Source organism: Mesorhizobium sp. W050 (genome assembly GCF_054719535.1).
In genome coordinates this window covers 3214090-3234429 of record NZ_JBTTIH010000001.1, presented here as the reverse complement: position 1 = coordinate 3234429, position 20340 = coordinate 3214090, and the positions used below count along the sequence as shown (strand labels likewise).

Sequence of the window (20340 nt, the reverse complement as noted above, 5' to 3'; positions counted from 1 at the left end):
GATGAGCGAGGCAACCCTTCACCAACAGCGCACCGCCGCCTCCGTGCGGCTGGAGCGGGTATTGCTGGCATTGGCCATACTGGCGCTGATAGCCGCGCCCTTCTTCGTCTATCCGATCTTCCTGATGAAGATGCTGTGCTTCGCGCTGTTTGCCTGCGCCTTCAACCTGCTGCTCGGCTACACCGGGCTGTTGTCGTTCGGCCACGCCACCTTCTACGGCGCCGCCGCCTATTTCTGCGCCTACGCCGTCAAGGCATGGGGCTGGCCGCCCGAGGCCGGCATCCTGCTCGGCACCGCCGGAGCGGCCGTGCTCGGCCTGGTCATGGGCTTCCTCGCCATCCGCCGGCAAGGCATCTATTTCTCGATGATCACGCTGGCGCTGGCGCAGATGTTTTATTTCTTCTGTGTCCAGGCGCCGTTCACCGAAGGCGAGGACGGCATACAGGGCGTGCCGCGCGGGCATCTGTTCGGCATCGTCGATCTCAACGTCACGCTCAACATGTATTTCGTCGTGCTTGCCGTCTTCCTCATCGGCGTCTTCGCCGTCTGGCGCATCGTCAACTCGCCGTTCGGCATGATCCTGCGTTCGATCCGCGAGAACGAGAACCGCGCCATCTCGCTGGGCTATTCGGTCGGCCGCTACAAGCTCGTCGCCTTCGTCATGTCGGCAGCCCTTGCCGGGCTTGCCGGCGCGACCAAGGCGATCGTCTTCCAGTTCGCGACGCTGACCGACGTCACCTGGCAGATGTCGGGCGAGGTGATCCTGATGACGCTGCTCGGCGGCATCGGCACCATGGTCGGTCCTGTCGTCGGCGCCGGCCTCGTCGTCGGGCTGGAAAACACGCTCGCCACCTCCGGCTTCCCGGTGACCATCGCCACCGGCCTGATCTTCATGATCTGCGTGCTGGTCTTTCGCCGCGGCATCGTCGGCGAGATTTACGCGCGCTGGCTGGCGCCGGCCAACGGCGAGGCGGGCCGCGATCAATAGGTGATGGTCACCACCACCGTGTCGGTGTAGACGCCGGCCGAGGGCGTCGTCTGCGGCGGCACGCGGCCATAGACGGTGAGCGCCTGGGCCGTACCGGTTCCGGTGCCGGCCACCGTGCTTCCCGGCGTTCCGGCGTCACCCCAGGGCTGCGAGCGCGCGGCGTCCTTGTAGAGGCCGTAGGTCACCCGCTCAGCCCCCTTTGACATCTTTCGGTTGGTCGGCGTGCCGCCTGTCGTGCCGCCATTCAGCGACACCGTATAGGCGGTCGACGGCGTGCAGGTGACCGAGACCTGGCCGGTGGCGTCGGCATTGGCGGTGAGCACGCCCTTGGAGCCGAAATCGATGTTCTGGGTGGTGACCAGGCAGTTTGCCTGGACCGTGGCGTTGATGGTGAAGGTCGGATCGGGCGCCGTCAGACCGAAGCCGGTGTTGCAGCTGTTGCCGAGCAGGTCGTTCTGGTAGCGAAACTCGACGTGGATGCCCGAAAATATCGACTGATAGGTGCCCGGCGGAACCGCTGACTGGCCGCCGGTCACCCGAACGTAGATCGTGGCGCTGCCGGATGCATTGCCGATGAGAATGGGCACCAACACCTGCGGCGGCGGGCGCGATGCATAGGCCCAGGTATAGGAACCCCACACGACGCTCATTCCGGGGTCTGAATAGAGCTGGTAGTTAAGGCTGTTGGCGCCGCTCGCCATCTGCCTGGCTGCCGCCGAGGTAGCACCCCCACTGCCGGCGCCGATATGCGGACAGAACAGGATGCGCACCACGCCGCCGGTGCAATTCATGTTGAGTGTCGCCGTCGCGGTGGCTGCGGTGGCCGACAGCGTGTCGATGAGACCGAAATTCATGTCGGTGACGGTACCGGTGCAGCTCTGCGCCCGGGCCAGCGACGGCAGCAGTACGAGGATTATAACGACTGCAGCGCGCATCATTTGGCCTGGGATTTTCATTGGCACACCACATCCTTGATCGTCACTTGCCGGCCTCGCACCGCTTCGAACGGGAAATCCGCTCGGCACGAGCTGCCGTCCGCCAGACCGACCACCACCGCATTCTGCTTGCCGAGGCCCTTGATGTAGGCCTGCCCATCATAGCCGACGACGAAATCTTCCGTGCCGCCGTCGACGCGGCCGGCAAGCCCGGCTTCGAGCGGCGTGCCGCTCGGGTCGACCAGCGTCACCAGCGCGGCCTGCGCCGCCTCCGACACGCCGAACTTCAGCACGACGCCGTTGCGGTCGGCCGGAACGACAGTCTCCTTGGTGGTCGGAATATCGGCGTCGACGGGCAGGTTCTTCGGGTCTATCGACACCGTGTTCGGCTCATAGGAATTCAGCCCGGTGACCAGGATGCGGCCTTTGCTGTCGGTCTTCCCCACCGGCCGGTTCTGATGCAGGACCTCGACGTCCGGCGTGCCGACATCGACGACGGCAAAGGCATCGTCGATGCGGTTGGTGGCGAACACACCGCCGCCTGCGACCGCAATGGCGCCGTCCATCTGTCCGGTCACGCGAAAGTCCTTGTCGAATTGCTGGGCGCCGGCCTCGAAACGCGCAAACGGCGCGCGGTAGCTGACCGCTGCCGAACGATTGGGGACCTCGCCCTCCGAGGTGCGCAGCCGCCAGCCGATGCTGCCGTCCTCGGCCCGCTCCGATTTGGCGAGGTCGGCCACGATATTGAGGCCGTCAGGCCCATGCTCGACACCCGTCGACGCCATGACGTCGTCATTGAACGGGATCGAAATCCCCGCAAAGATGCCATAACTGTCGCCGTCGTCGAGATCGGCGAAGGCCGTGGCATAGAGCGTGCTGCGCTTGAAGATCGCCTGACTATAGGAGAGGCCGACGATCTGGCTGGTCTCGCCTTCGGCATCCTTGAGGTGGGTATAGGAGAAGTTGAGGCTGGAGAAATCGATCGGCATCGGCACGCTGAGCGTCACCTGGTCGACCGCCCGCGGCACACCGGCGCTGAAACGGGTGAAATCATCGGGATCGAGTATGACCGGCTGTGCCGTCACCGAAGCGATGTCATCATAGCCGCCGAACGCCCGCTGCATGCGGGCATTGACCGCCCAGCCGTCATAACCGAACTCGGCCCTGGCATCGACCAGCGAACCGGTGCGCCCGTCATGATGGCTGCCGGCGACTGCCAGCGAAGCCGCGCCATATGCCCCGAGCGGGAAGGCAGCGCCTATGCCGCCATTGATCAGGTCGGCGCCGCCCTCGGCATGGGCTTCCAATGTCAGCCGGTCGGTCACGCCGTAACGCGCCGTGGCGACCCCCATGACGCGGCCGTCGTAATCGTCGGAGGAGATGCCGAAATTGCGCCGCGCCATCCCTGCCTCCACGGAAAAGTCGAGCAGTCCCTGGCGCAGCAGCATGCTGGAGGCATAGAATGGCAAGGTGGCCGTGGTCTCGCGGCCGAGGCTGTCGCGCAACACCACCTGCGCCTGTCCGGCGCCGGTGAACACCGGCAGGTTGGTGACCTGGAACGGCCCGGGCTGGATGTCGCCGGAATAGGTGCGCACGTTCTGCGTATAGACCTCCAGCGTCGACGGCACCGCCGCGGTGCCGGCGAAGGAGGGCAGGGGCAGCGTCACCAGGTCCGATCGCAGGTGGAAGTTGCGTTGCGCCTGGATACCGCCGAGATAGACCGGACGCGTCCACGACAATCCGCCGGAGATGAAGTCGCCGGCTCGGTAGGTCATCAGCCGGTCGGGGTCGGAATAGCTCCAGGTCGTATTGAGCCGGGTGAAGCCACCCAGCCTGCCGTCGGAATAGCCGGCGATGAAGGATTGGCTGAGCGTCCCGTAGGGGCTGAACACGCGCGCATCGAAACCGCCGGAAACGCCCTGGAACAGCTCGACGTCCTTGTCGAACAATGAGTTGGAGCTGGCAAACAGCGAATAGTTGAGAACCGCGCCCAAGCCCGACTGCGGCGCCGGCCGGTCCTCCTGCAAGCGTAAGCCGAGATCGACGATGCGCGCCTCTCGGCTGTCATCGGCCGCCGTGACATAGAGGCGCTGCGTGGCCTCGTCGACCTGAAACGACACGTCCGCCAGCTGGTCGAGCCTGACCAGGCCGCCGGCGTCGGCTACGCCCTCCGGCGGCTTCAGGCCGACCCCTTTCAGCTCTTCCGGAGTCGCCGCCAGGCCGCCGCCCGGCATTTCGGTGAAATTGCCGATCAGTTTCGTCGAGGCGTCGTTGATGAACACCTCCAGATAGAGGCTGCGGCCGGCTGGCAAAACGGATTCAGGCTCTTCAGGGTTCGTCACGGCCGGCAGCTCTTGCGAGTTCACTGCCGGGCAAGGTGTGAAAGTCGCGAGCGCGACGACAATCGCGGTGCTAGCGGCCCTTGACGGCAACTTTGGCATCGAAAGGTCCAAGATCGCTCTGTGCCTTCAAAAGCACCGAGCCCGCGGACAGTGATTTGCTGCTGCCGATCGGCCACTGCATGGTGGCGCCGCCCAGGACATAACCGACGAGTCCGTTTCGGCTGCCAAGCTTCTTGCCGTTCTGGGTCAGGGATAGGTTGGACAGGCGGAGGCGACTTTCGCCGCTGTTGCTGGCGGTCAGCACAAGGCCGCCGCCCTTGCGCGAAATGCTCCACGCAACTGCCGGCGCCGCTGCATCGGCATTGCGGAAAAACACCGGCACCGAATAGCGAAGCGCGAGCGCGACCGTACCGGCCTTCTTGCGTGAGGGGTCCGGCAGTTCGTCGACGATGACGCGGTAGCTTTCCTCGGCCCGCACCGGCGCCTTCGACACGCGCACGACGCGAACCACGTATTGGGCATTGGGTCCGAGTTTGGTCGATGGTGGGCTGGCGACCACGTCCGTGGTCGGCGTCAGCGTTTCGATGCCGCCGGCCTGGCTCCATGCGAAGACCCGGATCTGCACATTGATCGGCCGCTTGGCGTCATCGTTGGCGAGGTTGAGAACCGCCGCGCTGTCGGGAGCGATCAGTTCGAGGCCTGTCGGCGCTACTCTCAGCGAGGCAGCGTGTGACGTCCCGGCGCAGAGCAATAAAAGAGCCGTGGCGCCAATGCATGAAAGCATGGATCGCATGGTCTTCCTCGTAATTGGTGCCGATAATCAGTAGGTTAGGGTGACCTGAACGATGTCCGCATAGTCGCCCGCCACCGGTGTCGGCTGGATCGGAACGCGCCCGTAGACCGTGAGGCTCTGGACGCTGCCATTGCCGGTTCCCGCTTGCGTGTCGGTGCCGGATGTGATGCCCCAGACCTGCGCATGGCCGCCATCCTGGTAAAGACTATAGTTGACCACCGCTGCGCCCGGCCCGGTCATCTTGCGACTCCCGACGGTTGTGCCCGCGCCATTTCCGAGACCCAGACCCACGACGTAGGTCTGTCCGGCGGTGCATTGCACGCCAATGGTGCTGGTCTGGTCCACATTGGTATCAATGATACCGTGCGAACCGAAAATAAGATCGCTAGCCGTCAGGATCTTGCATTCGTTTGTGATCGTGATCTTCACGTTAAAGTTGGTGGTCAAGACGGTGGAGGTCGCGGGAAGGGTTGCAAGCAGCGACCCACCCAGCAGCAGCGCGTATTTTAGCAATCTCATGCGATGGCCCTCCGTCGGGGCAGATCGTTCTTCGCAAAACGGTCTTGACCCGGATTTCACCCCTACAGCTCCTCCGCTGCATGCTTCGCAAGACATCAACGGTACAGTAATGTCACAAGCGAACTGTGCAATTATTATTACAACTTAGATTCGGATTGCGACAGCGAATAACTTCGGTATGTATCGGATAATTTTGGTTAATATTTGGTTAACAGAGATAAAATGGACATTTTTCCAAAGTGAAAGTTCGTCTGTCGATAATTTATTTTAGTTCTCGTGCGGAAAAGGCGAAAATATCCGGCAAATCATCTTAATTTTGTAGAGTCTCACCTGCCGTCCTTTATTATCGATATTTCGCGGCGTGCACCGGCGCCAAGCAGCCATCGCCATATAGCCGCGCGGGTGGGCTGTTCCCGCCTGTCCAAGCCTTGCGATCATGCTGACAGGGCCGCATTCGCCAAAACCGTGTTCCGCCCGGCCCAAGCATGGCCGTCCCGGCTGAGATAAATCCACCGCCGTCGGATCGCGGCTATGCGAATCATTCTTGCCACGCTGACCCCGATTTCTTCGGCGGCGCATCGGCCGGACGGGAGATGCGCCTGTTGTCCCTTGGAGCCATGATCGTACGGCCGGTAGCCGCGCGGACCGGCTGCCAGACGTCAGAAAAGGAAGATCGATGAAGAAGACCTATGAAAAGCCAAAGCTCGAAAAGCGCCAGAAGCTGTCGCGCGTGACGGCTGTCGCCGGCCCATCAGTGACCAGTGAGAGCTGACGCCGTCGACCGGCATCGAACCACCAGCGGACAAGGAGAGCAGTCATGGATCAGCATGCGAACCCGTCACCCGGCTTCAGGCGCAATCCGGGCAAGGTGATCACCGTCGAGCCCTTCAACGGGCGTGTCGTCGTGTTTGCAAGCGGCAACATCATCGCTTCCTCGGCAAAAGCCAAAATGGTGACCGAGCCGCCCCATCCCTTCTCCTTCTACATCCCGTTCGAGGACATCGACTTCCGCAAGCTCAAGAAGACGGAGCGGTCGACGCTGTGCCCCTACAAGGGTGACGCCAGCTACTGGAACGTGCTGCCGGCGGGTGAAACCGGCAACGACGCGATGTGGGCCTATGAGCAGCCTTTCGACGAGATGACTGAAATTCGCGACCACGGCGCCTTCTACCCACACCGGGTCACCATCGACGCCGCGCCGCGCTGAGCGCCTCATGCCTGTCGCCCAAAAGTGCCCAGCGTTTTTGGAGCCGACGACAGGCATGAACAGAGGAATTTTTCAGATCAGCCAAAGCTGTCCTCACCCGGGGGCGCAGCGGTTTTGCGGCAACGGCATGCCGAAACGAAGACAAAAGGTCATGGACGAAAAGCAGAGAGCAATTCTCGACGAAATCCCGCGCCTGCGCCGCTATGCGCGCTCGCTGCTGCGCGACCGCGATTCCGCCGACGATCTCGTCCAGGACTGCCTGGAGCGGGCGCTGCTGCGGCTGGACAACTGGCAGACGGGAGAGAGCCCGCGAAAATGGCTGTTCACGATCATGCATCATCTGTTCATCGACCAGATGCGCAAGGTGAACCGGCGAGGCGAGGCCTCGATGCTGCCGCTGGAGGCCGGCGAGGTGCAGGCCTCTCCCGCCGACCAGCTGGAGAATGTCGCGGCCCGCGAGATCATCGACGCGCTGCAGGCGATCAGCCCCGACCGCCGTGCCGCGCTGACCATGGTCGCCATCGAGGGCTTCTCCTATGCCGAGGCCGCCGAGATGCTCGGCGTGCCGGCCGGCACGCTGATGTCGCGCATCGCGCGCGGCCGTGAGGAACTGCGCGGCCTGCTCGAGGACAATGCGCGCCGCCGCGCGATAAGGATCGTCGAGCCAGGCCCGGGCAGGGCGGTTCCAATCAGGGCGCCAATGGCATGACGAGCCCCAATCGCATGATGACGCCTTACGGCATGGTCCGGCACGATTGCAGGCCTTGTCCGCACTGTGGGCGCGGCGCACCCGGTAACGCTTTCTTCTCTGCTTGCGTGCATAGTGGCGGCGACGGAGTGAGCGAAACCAGGGCATGGCTGAAGAGAAAATACGCAACGGCGAATTCTGGGCGCTTGCGCTCGAACGCGCTCATCTCGGCGTATGGGACTGGGATATTTTGAGCGGCGACTGTTTCTATTCGCCAACCTGGTCGCACATGCTGGGTTATGAGGATGGCGAGCTTGCCAACAGCGACGACCTCTGGCTGAAGCTGACGCATCCCGACGACCGCCAGCGGGCGCTGGCCAGCGGAGAGCGGCACATTTCCGGCCTGACCGCCTCGATCGAGACCGAGCTACGCCTCAAGCACAAGGACGGCCACTGGATCTGGGTGCTGGACCGCGGCGGCATTGTCGAGCGTGACGAGACGGGCAGGCCGGTCAGGCTGATGGGCGTACAGACCGACATCAGCCGGCAGAAAGAGGCGGAAGCCGAACTGGAGCGGGTCAATGTGCGCTTTCGCCTGGCGCTGGCGGCCAGCGGCACCGGCATCTGGCATCACGATATCGACGCCAACAAGAGCTATTGGGACGCCCGCACCAGGGAGATATTCGGCCTGGTCGCCGACACCGACGAGGTGGCCGCCGACCTCTGGCATTCCTATCTGCACCCCGACGACAAGGATGCCGCAGAGCGCGCCCATCTGGCGCCGCTTTCGACCGACGGCGTCGTCGCCGCGCAATACCGCATCGTCAGGCGCGACGGCGAAATCCGCCATGTCGAATCGCTGGTGCGCTTCATCGCGGCGCCTGAGACAGCGGGCCAGATTCTCGGCACCGTGCGCGATATCACCGAGGACAAGAAACGCGAGCGGGAACTCGCCTACGCCGCTCACCACGATGCGCTGACGGGCCTCTTGAACCGTGCCGCCTTCGACCGGCTGCTGGCCGTGCACATCGCCACCGAGCGGGCTTTGCCGCTGGCGGTGTTTTACGTCGATCTCGACTACTTCAAGGCGCTCAACGACTTCGCCGGCCACGCCGCCGGCGACCTGGCGCTGAAGGGTGTGGCCGCCGGTATTCTGGGCTGCCTGCCGGCATCGGCGCGTGCCGCGCGCCTCGGCGGCGACGAGTTCGCGCTGCTGGTGCCCAATTGCCAATCGGCCAAGGCCGAGGCGCTGGCCGGCGCGATTCTTGCGGCGGTCCGTGACGCCGACCTCGGACTGCCGGCGACCTCGCGAAAACTCGCGGCCAGCATCGGCATCGCCTTCGTCGAGGACACCACCACCACGGTTGCCGATGCGTTGGCCTGCGCCGACGACGCCTGCTATGCCGCCAAGGCGGCCGGGCGCAATCGCTTCGCGGTGTTTTCGGCCGATGCGGCGTCGGGCTCCGGCGGCCTCAACGCGGCGCGTGTCGCCGCCGACACGGTCGACGCCATGGATGACGGGCGGCTGAAACTGTTCGGCCAGGAAATCCATCTGCTCGGCCAGCCCTGGCAGGAGAGCCGCCACGTCGAGGTGCTGGCGCGGCTTGCCGGGCGCAATGGCAAGCTGATCCCGCCCAACGAATTCATTCCGGTCGCCGAGCGCTTCGGCATTGCCTCGCGGCTGGACCGCTGGATCATCAGGACAGCGCTTTCGCAGCATGGCGCGGCGATGCGGTCAGGCGCCATCATGCTCGGCTTCAACCTGTCGGCGCAGACGCTGAGCGATCCGCTGCTATGGGATTTCGTCGACGCCGTCATCGCCGAGACCGGGGCGCCGCATTCCGGCATCGGCTTCGAGATCACCGAGACCGCGGCCGTCACCAATTTCGACGCCGCCGAGCAGTTCGTGCGCAAGGCGCGCGAGCGGCAATGCCGCGTCAGCCTCGACGATTTCGGCGCCGGCATGAGCTCGTTCGAATATTTGCGGCGCTTTCCGGTCGATCAGATCAAGATCGACGGCTCGTTCATCGAGAATATCGCGGAAAGCCGTTTCGACCGCGAGATCGTCTCGGCCATAGCGGGCATCGCCAAAAGTCTCGGCTGCGCGGTGGTGGCCGAAAAGATCGAGCAGCAGGAAGCGCTCGACATTCTGCGCGGCATGGGCGTGGCCTATGGCCAGGGTTTTCTGCTTCACCGGCCGGAGCCGCTCGAGGCGATCGTCACGCGGGCCGGCGAACAGTCACCGGCCAGCGGACAGTCGCCGGAAAAGCGCTTCGGCTGACGGCTCTCATCGCCTCGGGCTCGCGCGACTTGTCCGGCTAACCGGCGTCGGCCTTTTCCTGCTTTCGCTGCGCCGCCTCTTTCTTGCGGCGCAACACCTCATCTGTACCGACAAGGTCCTTCGAGCCGCCGGAAATGGCGGTCGAGACGACGGCGGGCGGATCGCTGGCCGGAAAACTGTCTTCGAGGCCTGATTGCAACTGCTCCTCGAGCGTCTGCGGGTTCTCGGAGCGGCCTTCGGCGCGGCGCTCGCCAACGGCTTCGACATCGCTCTTGGTGTCGGGGTGAGCGCGGGCTTCCGATATCGTCGACACCACCAGCTCGATTGCGAACTCTTTCATCGCCTCGGCTTGCGGCCCATCGACATCGGAGTCTTCGATCAGCCGGATGAGCGACTTTTCCAGGGCGCCCAGTTCCTTGACGCCCTGACACCGCGCCAGACGCTTGGTGAGCGAACCGATCAGCGCCGGGGCAAAGGTCGAATAGGCAAGCCTGCGTGTGTCGTCGACCTGCTCGGGATGAAGCTTTTGCAAGGACATAGATGCCTCCAGTCAATCAGCCGGGCAGCTTCTGCCGCTGGCCCCTCCTTAGGAAACAGAGGGGAGGGCAAGAGGTTCCATACAGTCCTCGACAGGGTCGACGAGTTCAACTCCACAGCGACGCCATGGTCAGCGACGCTTCGAATATCTGCTCCCTGTTCTCGTTCAGCATCTTGACGGTGATCCGCCGGTGGTCGCCCTCCGGAATCTCGTCGCGCGCCACATCGTGCAATATGCGCAGCGCTTCGGCTCCCGCACGCTCCCGGCTGGGAAAAAGCTGCCCCTCTTCATCAATCTGGGTCTCGGCGTTGTACAAGTCGAAGTAGAACCGTTCCATGTGTGCAAGGATCCCTGCGTGAGAACGCTAAGGCGCATCGCGGTTGAAAGGACGCAGGCGACGCGCTTCAGGTCTGTGTTTTTATGCATGTCGTTGTCTCAAAATCGGGGCCATTTTTGAGCGACATGGATTAAATCCCAACCCGCACCCATGGTTCCATGCGACTGTGTCCTGAGCAGATTTCCTGCCAGGAGCCGTCGCCGTGCCGGCCGATTGCAACCGCACCCGATCTCCGGCGTTTGGCTAGGCCACGAATGTCCACGAAATCTCGAACTGGATCCTCGATGCTAGAACCGCTTTATCTCAACCTTGGCCAGCATGACGCTTTGTCCGAGCAGGAAAAGGGGCTGCTGGCCGCCGCCATGACCATCGAGATGGATTTTGCCACTGGCCAGGACATCGTTTCCGAGGGGTCGAGGCCAGGCTACAGCACGCTCATCATCGAGGGATTGGCGGCGCGCTACAAAGTGCTGGAGGATGGCGGCCGCCAGTTCACCTCGTTGCAGGTGCCCGGCGATTTTGTCGATTTGCACGCCTTCCTGCTCAAGACAATGGACCATGGCATTATAGCTTTGTCGCCATGCCGGGTGATCGCCGCCGACCACAGTCGGCTAAGGACGATCACCGAACAGGCGCCTCATCTGAGCCGCTTGCTGTGGCTGGACACGCTCGTCGATGGCGCCATTCACCGGGAATGGATCGTGGCCATGGGCCGGCGGTCCAAGACGTCGCACCTGGCGCATCTGGTGTGCGAGCTGTTCGTGCGGCTCCAGGTCGTCAAGCAGACCAACGGCATGAGTTTCCGGCTTCCCCTGTCGCAGGCGGAACTGGCCGATGTGCTTGGGCTTTCGGTCGTCCACATGAACCGGGTCATCGGCGCGCTGCGCAAGATCGGTGTGATCGGCTGGGCGAATTACATGGTGACCATTCTGGACTGGCAGCAACTGGTGGAAATCGCCGAGTTCGACCCGACTTATCTCAGCATGAACCGCGAGCCGAGATAGGCCATCCGCCGTTCGCCATGACATCGCCGGCAATCCGTCAGCCGGTCTTTCAACGATGCCCATCCAGCGACGCCAATTCGTCGAGCATGGCAAGGGCGGCACTTGGCTTGGCCGGCTTCAGCAAGCCCTGTTGGGCGGCGGCATTCTGGAAAGCGGCAAAGGCGATGTCCGGGCGGCAAATGCCGTTCAACGCGTCGTCCACCAGCCTGTCGGCCGCCTTGTAGGCCGCCGTCTGCTTGTTCTTCCATGTTCCGCCTAGCGCCCTCCTGGCGTCGGCGATCGACGACACCGTCATCGCGCTGCCGTCCACGAATCTGATCGTCAGGGGCAGAAAACGGCTCATGCGCTCACCATCCAAACCATTCGCGCCTCGCCCGGATCGATCTCATCACTTGCCTCCTTGAAAACGGGATCGCCATAAACGAGGAAATCACAAACTGGTTGCAGCCCGCCGAGCTACATGTTGCTTGCCGGCCAGATCGGCCGATGCGGACGATAAGGCGGCCGCGGCGCCGGCTTCAACGGGATGTCGGCGAGCGAGTTGCGGATCGGCCTGAACAGTATCGGCGAAGACGCGGCGCGGCGGTGCAATACCGCGGCTGACAATTTGGCAATCAGATTTCGAACGTCCATGGGACACCTCGAGCGCGTTGAGAGTCCCCCCATCGCGATCACCTACCACCTCACCCCCAGCATCCGCATTTAACTTTGATATAGGCCGGACGAATACGCGCCGCGCGCAATGTCTGCCGCCAACCCTTCTGCCGGTCTCGCGTCCGACAAGCAGGCGGCGGATGTCTCGCAGTTCGGCGCCAAGACCCCGGTGAAGCGCCCGGCCCAGCCGGAGGAGATCGCGCCGGCCTATGTGTTCCTGGCCGCAATGTTCAAGCTAATCACCGGCGAGAGTCTGCCGATCGTCGGCGGCTATTGAGCGGCGTCGCCAGGCTGGCGGTCACGCATCCGAGCAGCGACGTCGCGGACGCTGCTGCAACCGGATGAATTTTCGTGCATTCTTGTGCATGGCCACAATGCTTCGAACCGACACGCCGGCAAAATGCTGCTCCTATTGCGGTTCGCGAGAGCACGACTACGAGGATTGTCCGAAGCGCAAAGCAGAGGCGGAGCGGCAGTGGGAAGGCCAGGCAAAGCCCGGCGCCGAATCCGAGGCGACGGCCGAAGCCTAGCTGGGCTCGAACAGCTCGATCACGTTGCCGGACGGGTCTTCACAAAGAATCTGTCGCCCGCCCGGACCTTCGACGATCTGGTTGCGGAACCCCACGCCGGCCTCGCCCATCTCAGTCACTATTGACGGCAATTGCTCGACCTCGAGCACGAAGCGGTTCCATCCGCCCGGCTCGGGTGTCCGGCCGTCCGGCATCGGCCTGGCTGCCGACGCCAAGGGACCGGCGAGCCAGAGCGAGAGGTCGCCGCGCGTCAGGATGGCCATCGCCGGACCGAATTGCTGCTTCAGCGCGAAGCCCAGATGGCTCGTATAAAACGCGATGGACAGATCGACATCGCGGACCAGATATCGGACGGACACCATTCGCAGGCTCCCTCACAAACGCCCTCCCGAGAGATAGCTGGCGGGACAAGCTGGGGCAAGCCCGCGGCGCACGCTTCGGGCGCCTACGGTGCGATTGCGTGGTCGGCCTGTCTGTCTCTCACGAAGGCCGTCAGCAGCTCCACTCCCGCCGGCCAGTCGCCCAGCCCGCTATTGCTGTTGATGTGACCAAGCGGCCCGGCGATGTGCAGTTCGCTGCCCCATTGTGTGGCTTTCTCACCGGCATAGCCGTTCGGATCATAGGGATCGTCGGTGCTGGCCACGATCAGCGAGGGGAAGCGAAGCGGCCCGCGCGGCGTATCGGCGAAGGGAATTCCGTAAGCGGGATAGACCGGCGAGGCCGGGTCGGGAACCGCAACCAGAAACGCCCCGCCGATCCGACGGCTCGACACCGCCTGCCAATGCGCGACCAGCAGGCAGCTGAGACTGTGGGCGACGAGCACCGGCGGGGTCTGTGCCTGTGACACCGCGACGTCCAGCGCCGCCACCCAGTCGTCCAAATCCGGCAGCTCCCAGCTTGCCGGGCTGAAGCGGCGCATCGCCGGGTCGGCCTGTTGCCAGCGTGTCTGCCAGTGGGCCTCGCCCGATCCGCCGCTGCCCGGCAGAATGATGAAGTCGGTCATGGAAAATCCTGTTTCTTCGCCGCAGATGATGTCCCAATCCTAGGGCTTCTCCTTGTTCGCGGAATGAGAGATCATCGGAAAGCGACGAAGAATTCCGATGGATTGAAGGTGTTCATGACAAACGGCGATTACCGGCCACGGCTCGACCCCACCGACATGGCAATCATCGAGATCATGCAGGAGGATGGCCGCATCGGCATTTCCGAACTCGGCCGCCGCGTCGGCCTGTCCCAGCCCGCGACGTCGGAGCGGGTGAAGCGGCTGGAGGAGCGCGGCATCATCGCCGGCTACCGGGCCGCGATCGATCCCACCGCCCTCGGTCTCGGCACCATGGCCATGATCCGCCTGCGCACCACGCATGAGCACATCCAGACCTGCCTGAAGAAATTCGCCGCCATGCCGCAGGTGCTCGAGGTACTGCGGGTGACCGGCGAGGATTGTTTTCTGGTCAAGGTGGTCGTGCCGTCGCCGCCCGACCTCGAAAGCATCGTCGACGCCATCGGCCGCTACGGCGCGGTGACGACCAATGTGGTGCTTCGGGCCGAGCCGCCGAAGCGGCTGGGGCGGGAGCTGATGGCGAAGCTCTGAGCGGCCACTCGCGGCAAGAGGATTGCAAGCGCCTCCTTTGCGAGGTTCGGCTTTGCCGCGAAAGAATTTCGCGGGCTGGTGTAGGATCGGCGGCGTGGCGCCCGTCCTTGGGGCGAAACCCGTTGCAACCCTTGGAGGACATCATGGAAGCCGTTCAATCGCCATGGCAGACCGCGGCCATTCTCATCGCCCGCCTGACCCTGGCCGCCATGTTCGCGATGGGGGCAGCCTTCAAGTTCATGGATATGAACATGACCGCCGGCTACATCGCCGCCGCCGGCTTCCCGTTCCCGCTGTTTCTGGCCTGGTGCGCCGCGATCCTCGAAACGCTGCTGGTGATCGCCTTGCTGACCGGAGCGTTCTTCACGCCGGCCGCCGTGGTCGCCGCCGTCTACGTGGTCTTCCTAGGCTTTGCCTTCCACGGTCCGTCGCACTGGGCCGGCAACCAGGCCGAGTTCGGCGCCTTCATGTCCCATTTCCCGTTCGCCGCCGGCCTGCTGTTTGCCGCCGTGCATGGACCGGGCAGCGTGCTTGCCTCGAAACTTGGCCGAGGGTGAGGCCCCGCGTCGGCAGACCGCCTCACATCTGGTCGTTGTAGGGTTCCTTCATCTGGCCGACCATGCGGGCCAGTTTCGAGAAGGACGGCATGTCCGCCTCCGGCTGGCATTGATTGGCCAGTTCCAGCAGTCTGATCGGAAAGTTGACGGCGTCGCGGTTGGACTCCGACATGCCGTCGGACCGCTCCTCGCCGGTTTCGATGGCCTCGGCCTTGCGCAGCGCAATGTCGATATCCTCCACCGTGAGCAGGCCCTTGCGCACCAGCACCTGATTGATCGAGGCGACGGCCATCAGCAGGCCTTCGAGTTGCAGATTGGCGACGTTCATGGCTGTTGCTCCCATTTGGCTCACGCTCAACGCATGAGCCGCTGTTACGATCCGGACGGGATGCAAGCGATAGGCGTCGGCCGATGGCCTGCGCTACTCTTCCATCCAGCGGCGGCCATATTCGGCCCACAGCGCCTTGACCTCCCGCCTGCCGAGGCGCGGGGCCGAGCCGTCGCCATAGGCGATCGAAACGCCGCTGATGTCGTAATGGGGATGGGCGTCGATGACGAAGCGGATCGCCTCGCCGAGCGGCCTTCTGCCGATGACCGGATCGGCCTGGCCTTGGCCGACGCTGCGAACGCCCGAAACAGTGGCTGGCGCTTGCCGCATCCTGAACACGGATGCCATGGCTGGTTTGTCCATCCCGCTCTCCCCCGAGTTGGAGTGGAATGATTCCATAAGAGCCAGCTAATGACCAGTCGCTAGACGGCCTGTCGAAGGCTGCGTCTTGTATCCTGCAGCCGGTCGAAGGACTGTTCAGGCCAGCGGATCCGCCGCCGGCGGCCTGGCGGGAAGGCCGAGCCTTGTCCGCTCGCCGTCGGCAAACTCCTCGGCCGCTTCCTGGGCCATGAACAGATGCTGGGTCACCGTGCCATTCTCGGCAACCAGCACCGCCCATTGGCGGCGGTCGACACGTTCCACGCGAACGTCATTGGGCTCTCCGGCCACCACGATCGTCCTCCAGCAGGCGTACGGCACGGAGGGGGCGTGCCTTTACGCCTTGGTCTTGCTCTTGGCCGGCGCCTTGGCGGCCGGGGCCTCGGGTGTCCTGATGCCGAGCCCGAACTCCTTTGCCAGCTCCGAGCGTTTGGCGGCGTAGCTGGGCGCCGTCATCGGATAGTCACCGGGCAGGTCCCATTTGGCGCGATAGGCTTCCGGCGTCATGCCATGGGCGGAGCCGAGATGACGCCGCAGCGACCTGAACTTCTTGCCATCCTCGAGGCAGTAAATGAAATTCGGCGTTACCGAGCGCTTGCGGTTGACCGCGGGCTCAGGCGCGGGTTGCGGCGGAGCAACGGGATTGTCCACGGCCGCGAGCGCTGCATTGACGCTCTCGATCAACGCCGGCAGGCTATCCGGAGGCACTGAATTGTTGCGCACGAATGCCGCGACGATGTCGGCGGTCAGATTTATATTTCGGATTTTGTCCTCAGACATGGCTTCTTTTGCCCCCTTGATGCCAAAGGGCAAATTATCAGACAACATCCGCCGACGGCATGGCACTTTAGAACATATGCATATGACTTGACGCCGGATGTGGTAGCGCTAACATCACCGAGTCTCCGGTCGATGTCGATGTAGGAATTCTTTCCTGAAATATCTTGACCGGTGAGGGCAGCTATGCTACGATTTGTTCATGGTGCTAATTTGCGCCAGCAACCCGCCGCCGAGGCGGGTTTTCATGCGGCTTGGAAACAATAACGGCCAGTGACGCGAGTTTTCCCTCGCTCAGGCTGCTTATGTAGTTTTTTCGCCGACGCACGAACTCGGCGCCGAGCACGATCTCATTGGCCTGCTGCTGGGCGGGCGAGGGCACGAGGCCGGAATTTGCCCGTTTCAACGCCAGCTCGACGTGATCGCCGGTTTCGTCGATGACATCGTCGACCCGGAATCCGGCTGAAGCAAACAGAGCCTTCAGGGTCTCGCCGTCGACAAGATGGCTGGCCGCCGACGACACCGCCCAAGGCAAGGGATAGTAAGGCTCGCCGTCCGCTAGCACCGCCTCGGTCCAGACAAGCCTGGCTTTCGGCTTCAGCACGCGCCACGCTTGCCCAATGACCGCCGCCTTGTCAGCGATATTCATGCCGACATAGAAGCAGATTGCCGCGTCGAATGTGTCGTCTGCAAAAGGCAGCCTTGTCGCATCGGCCTCATGGAAACGCACTTTGTCGCCTAGGCCGCAGAGCTCGGTCAATCGGCGGGATGCCTCGACGAACGCCTGCGTCAGGTCGACGCCGTCGACGCTGCATCCATAGGTCTCGGCCAGAAACCGGGCCGGGCCGCCAATGCCGCTGCCGATGTCCAGAACCCGATCGGTGGCGGAGGGGGTAAGACGCGCGGCATGGTCCTGCGTGGCGATCAGCTCGCGGCCATGAAGCTGGTCGAACGGATAGAGTTGTTTGGCCGCGAGGCCGCCGGCCTTGGCATCCGGCACAGCCGCCAGGATGCGCTCGACGATGCCGCCGCTGCCATAGTGACTGGTCACATCGCTCATTGTGCGCTCTCCGACGAGACCCAGCATCCCATCGATGCTGCCCTTGCGCAATGCGCGGCCGCGCCAAGACGCGGCTTTGACCGAAGTAGGAATTAGTTCCTAATTATATACTTGAGAAAGTATGGGAATATGTCCTATGATTCGAGCCGACAGGCCGGCACTGATCTGAAAGCGCAAATAGAGGCAGGGACGCGGAGCTAGAAGGTGATATCTTCGCGGACACCGCGAAGCGCATCCTCGACCTCGTTCTCAGTGAACAGACCGAACTTCCTGAACATGAACACAGCCAAAGCCAGCGTTAGTTTGGCGCATGATTCGCTGGTCACATGGATGAAACCCATGGTGACCTCCTTGTGTTCTATGGATTCCATGGCTGGTCGTTCGAAGCGCGACAGATTGAAGGGTTGCTCGAAGAGCGTGCCGCCAATCATGGATGCCGTCCCGTGGATGCACCAGTTTCTATCATCCAGGATTCTGAAGGCAGCGTTCGCAAGCTCCTCAGCCCGTGGAACGGCCCCAGCAAGCTCTGGTATTGCTTTGATCGCCTTTTGGAAGAATCGGATTTTTGCCCGCGCATTCAGGGGCAATGTAGTAACTAGCGAGCTAGCGCCTTTCTCATAAAATAGGATAGAAATGCAGTGGTCGAACCCGTGTTCGGCAGCAGCCCAATTGATGGCTAACTTGCCGATGGCGCGTTCAAAATCTTCTCGCTGGATAGGGTCCAATGAAAGAATCAGCCAACCGTGATAGCGACAAAACCAACGATACACGCTTCAACGAGACGGTACAGCGGATGCTGAAGACGCCGCCCAGATCGCACCATGAAGAAAAGCATAAGACAGACCAGAAGACGCAAAAGTCCGAAAATAAGGCCGAAAAGCCTGAATAATTGGACTTTTAGCTTGCACTCCTCATATTGAGGCACCATGCCATATGTTGATTCGCGGGCTATAGCCAATTGGTTCATTAAGCGCGCTAGACGCGATGGCGGTCGCGCGCTTTCAAATATGCAGCTTCAAAAGCTGGTCTATTTTGCCCACGGCTGGAACATGGCTCTTCATCGCCATCCACTTATCCGCGACGAGGTGCAGGCGTGGGAGTTTGGTCCCGTCATCCCCACTCTGTATCGCGCTCTAGCGCCGTGGGGGCCTGATCCGGTTACGCAGCCAATTGACGCCCCACGCGAGAATTTGGAGCCGAACGAGCGAGATGTTTTGGAGCAAGTTTACGCGGCATATGCGGATTATCCGGCGTCAACGCTCTCATCCCTGACCCACCGGCGAGGCACACCTTGGGAGAGGGTCTTTGAGCCCGGCCGTCGCGGCGTTGTAATTCCAGACAATGTGATTGCGGACTATTTCAGTGGACTCGCCGAAAAGCGCTAAGCCAGACGCCGATATGAAGGCTCTGGTAAGGGCCGAGGTGGAGTCGTTGCCCGCAGAGACGGACGAGTCTCAGGCGATTTACGAGCTCGAGAAGGCGCGGCTGGAAAATGAGAAGCTGCGCACGCAAATCGACAGCCTAAAAGAAGGCGTGACTGACCAGCGGGCCGACCGAAATCTCAGGCAGGGGTACGCCGACAAAGCATTCCGCTTCCTAATTGTCTTCTCGGCATTCTCAGGGATTATCCTGATCGCACAGGGAATTCCGAGTTGCCCCTTCAAGCTGGACGATAAGGTCGTCATCACTCTTATTGGATCTACAGCGGTGGCTGTCGTGGGCTTGGTGGGCTGGATCGCTCGGGGCCTGTTCAAAGCCCCGAGCTAGAGCCCTTACTACTTCGAATTGCCATCAACCGGCGCGCCTTCTGCTTAGGCGTGACCGGCTTCACCAATCCGCCGATAGGTAAGGCGCTTGCCTTCGATCATTGCAAGCAACTGGTCGTGGCGTTCGGTGTCAGTCACCTTAAGAGCCGTGCGACGATTGTAGCGGAAATCGAACTCAGCAAGGTAGCGGTGCAAGTGAGCTTCGCCGCAATGCTGGTAGACGCCAACCATGCCGCGCTTGAACACTGAGAACACGCCTTCAATCGTATTGGAGTGGATCGTCTCTGCGCCTTCGTAGCGTACGTATTCGCCAGCGGCGTGATTGGTCGTCTTGTGCGATGCATATTCATCGCCAGTGCGCGTGTAGAGGCGCGACGAGTCGGTATAGAGCGTCGTGTCGCGAGACACGTTGCGGACCAGCACATCGCGCACGGTAGAGGCCGTGGCGTCGTTCAAATGGAACATACGGGCTTTGCCGCCGCGCTCGACCAGACCAACCACAATGCGCTTATGCGCGCCGCCGCCTTTGCCCTTCTTGGTGAAGGGGCGGCCCTTGCGCTGCTCTGAAACGCGAGGCGTCTCACGCTTGCCGATGTAGGTCTCGTCGGCCTCGACGGTCTTGCCTTCGCCGCCAAGCGGCCCGGAAGACTTCACGTCTTCCTTCATGGCTCCAATGGATAGCCTCCAAATGCTCGCGGGCTTGTCGGCGTCGTGGTAAATGGCGTTGGTCAGATCGAACATTGCGATAACTCCTTGGATTCGTTATCGCAAATCCGTCTGGTACGTCGAGTATATAGTTAGGAATTATTTCTTATTGGTATTGACGGGTGAGGGCAGCTTTGCTATGATTTGTCCATGGTGCTGATTTGCGCCACCGACCCGCCCACGAGGCGGGTTTTGTTTTCCTGATGCCCACAACGTGCGGATATCGGATGTCGGCGGGACAGCCCCCCTCTGGCCTGCCGGACGTTCGTCGTTCGGAAAGCCAAGCAATTGGCTTTCCGTCCGCTGCGCGGACCACTCCTCAACCCCCACACGGGGGGAGATCGGACTGCCGCCTTGCTTTC

General features: G+C 62.5%; 28 protein-coding genes and 1 pseudogene. 12 read left to right on the top strand and 17 right to left on the bottom strand.

The annotated features are described in order from the left end of the window. Position 1 precedes the first annotated feature (1 nt). A complete protein-coding gene (locus ACYG9Y_RS15750) occupies positions 2-988 on the top strand; it encodes a branched-chain amino acid ABC transporter permease (RefSeq protein WP_023671424.1) in 987 nt (328 codons plus the stop codon). On the opposite strand, the gene ACYG9Y_RS15745 is transcribed toward ACYG9Y_RS15750, so the two are convergent. The 4 genes from ACYG9Y_RS15745 to ACYG9Y_RS15730 are packed head-to-tail and all read right to left on the bottom strand — an operon-like array spanning position 982 to position 5577. Further along, positions 982-1926 (bottom strand): Csu type fimbrial protein, encoded by a 945-nt coding sequence (locus ACYG9Y_RS15745; protein ID WP_023740032.1) that lies wholly within the window; start codon positions 1924-1926, stop codon positions 982-984. The two genes, ACYG9Y_RS15750 and ACYG9Y_RS15745, sit on opposite strands and share 7 nt — an antisense overlap. Before the next feature lie 14 nt (positions 1927-1940). After that, complete coding sequence (locus ACYG9Y_RS15740; RefSeq protein WP_352460556.1) at positions 1941-4364, bottom strand: fimbria/pilus outer membrane usher protein; 2424 nt, start codon at positions 4362-4364, stop codon at positions 1941-1943. After that, positions 4336-5058 carry a fimbrial biogenesis chaperone gene (locus ACYG9Y_RS15735; RefSeq protein WP_031215130.1) on the bottom strand — a complete coding sequence of 241 codons (723 nt, stop codon included), beginning with the start codon at positions 5056-5058 and terminating at the stop codon, positions 4336-4338. Before ACYG9Y_RS15735 ends, ACYG9Y_RS15740 begins: the two co-directional genes overlap by 29 nt. Before the next feature lie 27 nt (positions 5059-5085). Further along, entirely contained in the window at positions 5086-5577 is a 492-nt protein-coding gene (locus tag ACYG9Y_RS15730; protein ID WP_023671429.1) for a Csu type fimbrial protein, read from the bottom strand. An 817-nt stretch (positions 5578-6394) separates the two neighbouring features. On the opposite strand from ACYG9Y_RS15730, the gene ACYG9Y_RS15725 reads away from it, so the two are divergent. The 3 genes from ACYG9Y_RS15725 (at position 6395) to ACYG9Y_RS15715 (ending at position 9753) form a co-directional block, all read left to right on the top strand. Beyond that, positions 6395-6784 (top strand): DUF427 domain-containing protein, encoded by a 390-nt coding sequence (locus ACYG9Y_RS15725; RefSeq protein ID WP_023740028.1) that lies wholly within the window; start codon positions 6395-6397, stop codon positions 6782-6784. A gap of 151 nt (positions 6785-6935) precedes the next feature. Beyond that, entirely contained in the window at positions 6936-7493 is a 558-nt protein-coding gene (locus tag ACYG9Y_RS15720) for an RNA polymerase sigma factor (RefSeq protein WP_023693751.1), read from the top strand. Between the two features lie 145 nt (positions 7494-7638). Then, complete coding sequence (locus ACYG9Y_RS15715) at positions 7639-9753, top strand: EAL domain-containing protein (protein ID WP_023740027.1); 2115 nt, start codon at positions 7639-7641, stop codon at positions 9751-9753. A 37-nt stretch (positions 9754-9790) separates the two neighbouring features. Here the strand turns inward: ACYG9Y_RS15715 and ACYG9Y_RS15710 are convergent, their stop codons facing one another. Further along, positions 9791-10291: a hypothetical protein gene (locus ACYG9Y_RS15710; protein WP_023685942.1), complete on the bottom strand. Its 501-nt coding sequence runs from the start codon at positions 10289-10291 to the stop codon at positions 9791-9793. A 106-nt stretch (positions 10292-10397) separates the two neighbouring features. Next, positions 10398-10628 carry a DUF6894 family protein gene (locus tag ACYG9Y_RS15705; protein ID WP_023671435.1) on the bottom strand — a complete coding sequence of 77 codons (231 nt, stop codon included), beginning with the start codon at positions 10626-10628 and terminating at the stop codon, positions 10398-10400. Between the two features lie 284 nt (positions 10629-10912). Between ACYG9Y_RS15705 and ACYG9Y_RS15700 the strand changes: the two genes are divergently transcribed. After that, entirely contained in the window at positions 10913-11632 is a 720-nt protein-coding gene (locus ACYG9Y_RS15700) for a Crp/Fnr family transcriptional regulator (RefSeq protein ID WP_023671436.1), read from the top strand. Positions 11633-11681: 49 nt separating this feature from the next. On the opposite strand, the gene ACYG9Y_RS15695 is transcribed toward ACYG9Y_RS15700, so the two are convergent. After that, the gene (locus tag ACYG9Y_RS15695) at positions 11682-11975 is read right to left on the bottom strand and encodes a DUF982 domain-containing protein (protein ID WP_023685943.1); all 294 of its coding nucleotides are present in this window, start codon (positions 11973-11975) and stop codon (positions 11682-11684) included. 113 nt (positions 11976-12088) lie between these two features. Next, on the bottom strand, positions 12089-12265 hold the full coding sequence (locus ACYG9Y_RS15690) for a hypothetical protein (RefSeq protein ID WP_023671438.1): 177 nt from the start codon (positions 12263-12265) through the stop codon (positions 12089-12091). A 142-nt stretch (positions 12266-12407) separates the two neighbouring features. Between ACYG9Y_RS15690 and ACYG9Y_RS15685 the strand changes: the two are divergent. Both ACYG9Y_RS15685 and ACYG9Y_RS15680 read left to right on the top strand, forming a co-directional pair. After that, positions 12408-12563: pseudogene (locus tag ACYG9Y_RS15685) on the top strand (short-chain dehydrogenase); the annotation flags it as partial. An 88-nt stretch (positions 12564-12651) separates the two neighbouring features. Next, the gene (locus ACYG9Y_RS15680) at positions 12652-12816 is read left to right on the top strand and encodes a hypothetical protein (protein ID WP_023671439.1); all 165 of its coding nucleotides are present in this window, start codon (positions 12652-12654) and stop codon (positions 12814-12816) included. On the opposite strand, the gene ACYG9Y_RS15675 is transcribed toward ACYG9Y_RS15680, so the two are convergent. Together ACYG9Y_RS15675 and ACYG9Y_RS15670 are read right to left on the bottom strand one after the other, a co-directional pair. Next, positions 12813-13178 carry a VOC family protein gene (locus tag ACYG9Y_RS15675; RefSeq protein ID WP_023740025.1) on the bottom strand — a complete coding sequence of 122 codons (366 nt, stop codon included), beginning with the start codon at positions 13176-13178 and terminating at the stop codon, positions 12813-12815. The genes ACYG9Y_RS15680 and ACYG9Y_RS15675 overlap by 4 nt on opposite strands. A gap of 83 nt (positions 13179-13261) precedes the next feature. Then, positions 13262-13819, bottom strand: a complete 558-nt coding sequence (locus ACYG9Y_RS15670; RefSeq protein WP_023740024.1) for an RBBP9/YdeN family alpha/beta hydrolase — start codon at positions 13817-13819, stop codon at positions 13262-13264. Between the two features lie 114 nt (positions 13820-13933). Between ACYG9Y_RS15670 and ACYG9Y_RS15665 the strand changes: the two genes are divergently transcribed. Both ACYG9Y_RS15665 and ACYG9Y_RS15660 read left to right on the top strand, forming a co-directional pair. Continuing rightward, entirely contained in the window at positions 13934-14407 is a 474-nt protein-coding gene (locus ACYG9Y_RS15665) for an Lrp/AsnC family transcriptional regulator (RefSeq protein ID WP_023747791.1), read from the top strand. 143 nt (positions 14408-14550) lie between these two features. Continuing rightward, positions 14551-14964, top strand: a complete 414-nt coding sequence (locus ACYG9Y_RS15660; protein WP_023693743.1) for a DoxX family protein — start codon at positions 14551-14553, stop codon at positions 14962-14964. A 22-nt stretch (positions 14965-14986) separates the two neighbouring features. On the opposite strand, the gene ACYG9Y_RS15655 is transcribed toward ACYG9Y_RS15660, so the two are convergent. From ACYG9Y_RS15655 to ACYG9Y_RS15630, 6 genes are all read right to left on the bottom strand, one after another. Next, positions 14987-15292, bottom strand: a complete 306-nt coding sequence (locus ACYG9Y_RS15655; protein WP_023671444.1) for a hypothetical protein — start codon at positions 15290-15292, stop codon at positions 14987-14989. Between the two features lie 93 nt (positions 15293-15385). Continuing rightward, positions 15386-15655: a hypothetical protein gene (locus ACYG9Y_RS15650; protein WP_023740021.1), complete on the bottom strand. Its 270-nt coding sequence runs from the start codon at positions 15653-15655 to the stop codon at positions 15386-15388. Positions 15656-15769: 114 nt separating this feature from the next. Further along, positions 15770-15964 (bottom strand): hypothetical protein, encoded by a 195-nt coding sequence (locus ACYG9Y_RS15645; protein WP_023689866.1) that lies wholly within the window; start codon positions 15962-15964, stop codon positions 15770-15772. Positions 15965-16006: 42 nt separating this feature from the next. Next, positions 16007-16450: a Ros/MucR family transcriptional regulator gene (locus ACYG9Y_RS15640; RefSeq protein ID WP_023671447.1), complete on the bottom strand. Its 444-nt coding sequence runs from the start codon at positions 16448-16450 to the stop codon at positions 16007-16009. A 205-nt stretch (positions 16451-16655) separates the two neighbouring features. Next, positions 16656-17507, bottom strand: a complete 852-nt coding sequence (locus tag ACYG9Y_RS15635; RefSeq protein WP_023749532.1) for a class I SAM-dependent methyltransferase — start codon at positions 17505-17507, stop codon at positions 16656-16658. A 197-nt stretch (positions 17508-17704) separates the two neighbouring features. Continuing rightward, complete coding sequence (locus ACYG9Y_RS15630; protein WP_023740019.1) at positions 17705-18232, bottom strand: hypothetical protein; 528 nt, start codon at positions 18230-18232, stop codon at positions 17705-17707. On the opposite strand from ACYG9Y_RS15630, the gene ACYG9Y_RS15625 reads away from it, so the two are divergent. The 3 genes from ACYG9Y_RS15625 to ACYG9Y_RS15615 are packed head-to-tail and all read left to right on the top strand — an operon-like array spanning position 18232 to position 19274. Further along, entirely contained in the window at positions 18232-18396 is a 165-nt protein-coding gene (locus tag ACYG9Y_RS15625) for a hypothetical protein (RefSeq protein ID WP_023740018.1), read from the top strand. The two genes, ACYG9Y_RS15630 and ACYG9Y_RS15625, sit on opposite strands and share 1 nt — an antisense overlap. Before the next feature lie 37 nt (positions 18397-18433). Further along, positions 18434-18892 (top strand): Panacea domain-containing protein, encoded by a 459-nt coding sequence (locus ACYG9Y_RS15620; protein ID WP_023819037.1) that lies wholly within the window; start codon positions 18434-18436, stop codon positions 18890-18892. 13 nt (positions 18893-18905) lie between these two features. Continuing rightward, positions 18906-19274 (top strand): hypothetical protein, encoded by a 369-nt coding sequence (locus ACYG9Y_RS15615; protein ID WP_023749530.1) that lies wholly within the window; start codon positions 18906-18908, stop codon positions 19272-19274. Positions 19275-19318: 44 nt separating this feature from the next. On the opposite strand, the gene ACYG9Y_RS15610 is transcribed toward ACYG9Y_RS15615, so the two are convergent. Continuing rightward, positions 19319-20014 (bottom strand): IS1595 family transposase, encoded by a 696-nt coding sequence (locus ACYG9Y_RS15610; protein ID WP_023740015.1) that lies wholly within the window; start codon positions 20012-20014, stop codon positions 19319-19321. Between the last annotated feature and the right edge of the window lie 326 nt (positions 20015-20340).

Coding starts and splice junctions, on each gene's coding strand:
- ACYG9Y_RS15660 (WP_023693743.1), top strand. CDS start 14,551: ATGGAAGCCGTTCAATCGCCATGGCAGACCGCGGCCATTCTCATCGCC.
- ACYG9Y_RS15665 (WP_023747791.1), top strand. CDS start 13,934: ATGACAAACGGCGATTACCGGCCACGGCTCGACCCCACCGACATGGCA.
- ACYG9Y_RS15745 (WP_023740032.1), bottom strand. CDS start 1,926: ATGATGCGCGCTGCAGTCGTTATAATCCTCGTACTGCTGCCGTCGCTG.
- ACYG9Y_RS15735 (WP_031215130.1), bottom strand. CDS start 5,058: ATGCGATCCATGCTTTCATGCATTGGCGCCACGGCTCTTTTATTGCTC.
- ACYG9Y_RS15750 (WP_023671424.1), top strand. CDS start 2: ATGAGCGAGGCAACCCTTCACCAACAGCGCACCGCCGCCTCCGTGCGG.
- ACYG9Y_RS15690 (WP_023671438.1), bottom strand. CDS start 12,265: ATGGACGTTCGAAATCTGATTGCCAAATTGTCAGCCGCGGTATTGCAC.
- ACYG9Y_RS15700 (WP_023671436.1), top strand. CDS start 10,913: ATGCTAGAACCGCTTTATCTCAACCTTGGCCAGCATGACGCTTTGTCC.
- ACYG9Y_RS15710 (WP_023685942.1), bottom strand. CDS start 10,291: ATGTCCTTGCAAAAGCTTCATCCCGAGCAGGTCGACGACACACGCAGG.
- ACYG9Y_RS15695 (WP_023685943.1), bottom strand. CDS start 11,975: ATGAGCCGTTTTCTGCCCCTGACGATCAGATTCGTGGACGGCAGCGCG.
- ACYG9Y_RS15620 (WP_023819037.1), top strand. CDS start 18,434: ATGCCATATGTTGATTCGCGGGCTATAGCCAATTGGTTCATTAAGCGC.
- ACYG9Y_RS15720 (WP_023693751.1), top strand. CDS start 6,936: ATGGACGAAAAGCAGAGAGCAATTCTCGACGAAATCCCGCGCCTGCGC.
- ACYG9Y_RS15625 (WP_023740018.1), top strand. CDS start 18,232: ATGAAAGAATCAGCCAACCGTGATAGCGACAAAACCAACGATACACGC.
- ACYG9Y_RS15725 (WP_023740028.1), top strand. CDS start 6,395: ATGGATCAGCATGCGAACCCGTCACCCGGCTTCAGGCGCAATCCGGGC.
- ACYG9Y_RS15670 (WP_023740024.1), bottom strand. CDS start 13,819: ATGACCGACTTCATCATTCTGCCGGGCAGCGGCGGATCGGGCGAGGCC.
- ACYG9Y_RS15730 (WP_023671429.1), bottom strand. CDS start 5,577: ATGAGATTGCTAAAATACGCGCTGCTGCTGGGTGGGTCGCTGCTTGCA.
- ACYG9Y_RS15705 (WP_023671435.1), bottom strand. CDS start 10,628: ATGGAACGGTTCTACTTCGACTTGTACAACGCCGAGACCCAGATTGAT.
- ACYG9Y_RS15615 (WP_023749530.1), top strand. CDS start 18,906: ATGAAGGCTCTGGTAAGGGCCGAGGTGGAGTCGTTGCCCGCAGAGACG.
- ACYG9Y_RS15655 (WP_023671444.1), bottom strand. CDS start 15,292: ATGAACGTCGCCAATCTGCAACTCGAAGGCCTGCTGATGGCCGTCGCC.
- ACYG9Y_RS15610 (WP_023740015.1), bottom strand. CDS start 20,014: ATGTTCGATCTGACCAACGCCATTTACCACGACGCCGACAAGCCCGCG.
- ACYG9Y_RS15740 (WP_352460556.1), bottom strand. CDS start 4,364: ATGCCAAAGTTGCCGTCAAGGGCCGCTAGCACCGCGATTGTCGTCGCG.
- ACYG9Y_RS15715 (WP_023740027.1), top strand. CDS start 7,639: ATGGCTGAAGAGAAAATACGCAACGGCGAATTCTGGGCGCTTGCGCTC.
- ACYG9Y_RS15675 (WP_023740025.1), bottom strand. CDS start 13,178: ATGGTGTCCGTCCGATATCTGGTCCGCGATGTCGATCTGTCCATCGCG.
- ACYG9Y_RS15650 (WP_023740021.1), bottom strand. CDS start 15,655: ATGGACAAACCAGCCATGGCATCCGTGTTCAGGATGCGGCAAGCGCCA.
- ACYG9Y_RS15635 (WP_023749532.1), bottom strand. CDS start 17,507: ATGAGCGATGTGACCAGTCACTATGGCAGCGGCGGCATCGTCGAGCGC.
- ACYG9Y_RS15640 (WP_023671447.1), bottom strand. CDS start 16,450: ATGTCTGAGGACAAAATCCGAAATATAAATCTGACCGCCGACATCGTC.
- ACYG9Y_RS15680 (WP_023671439.1), top strand. CDS start 12,652: ATGGCCACAATGCTTCGAACCGACACGCCGGCAAAATGCTGCTCCTAT.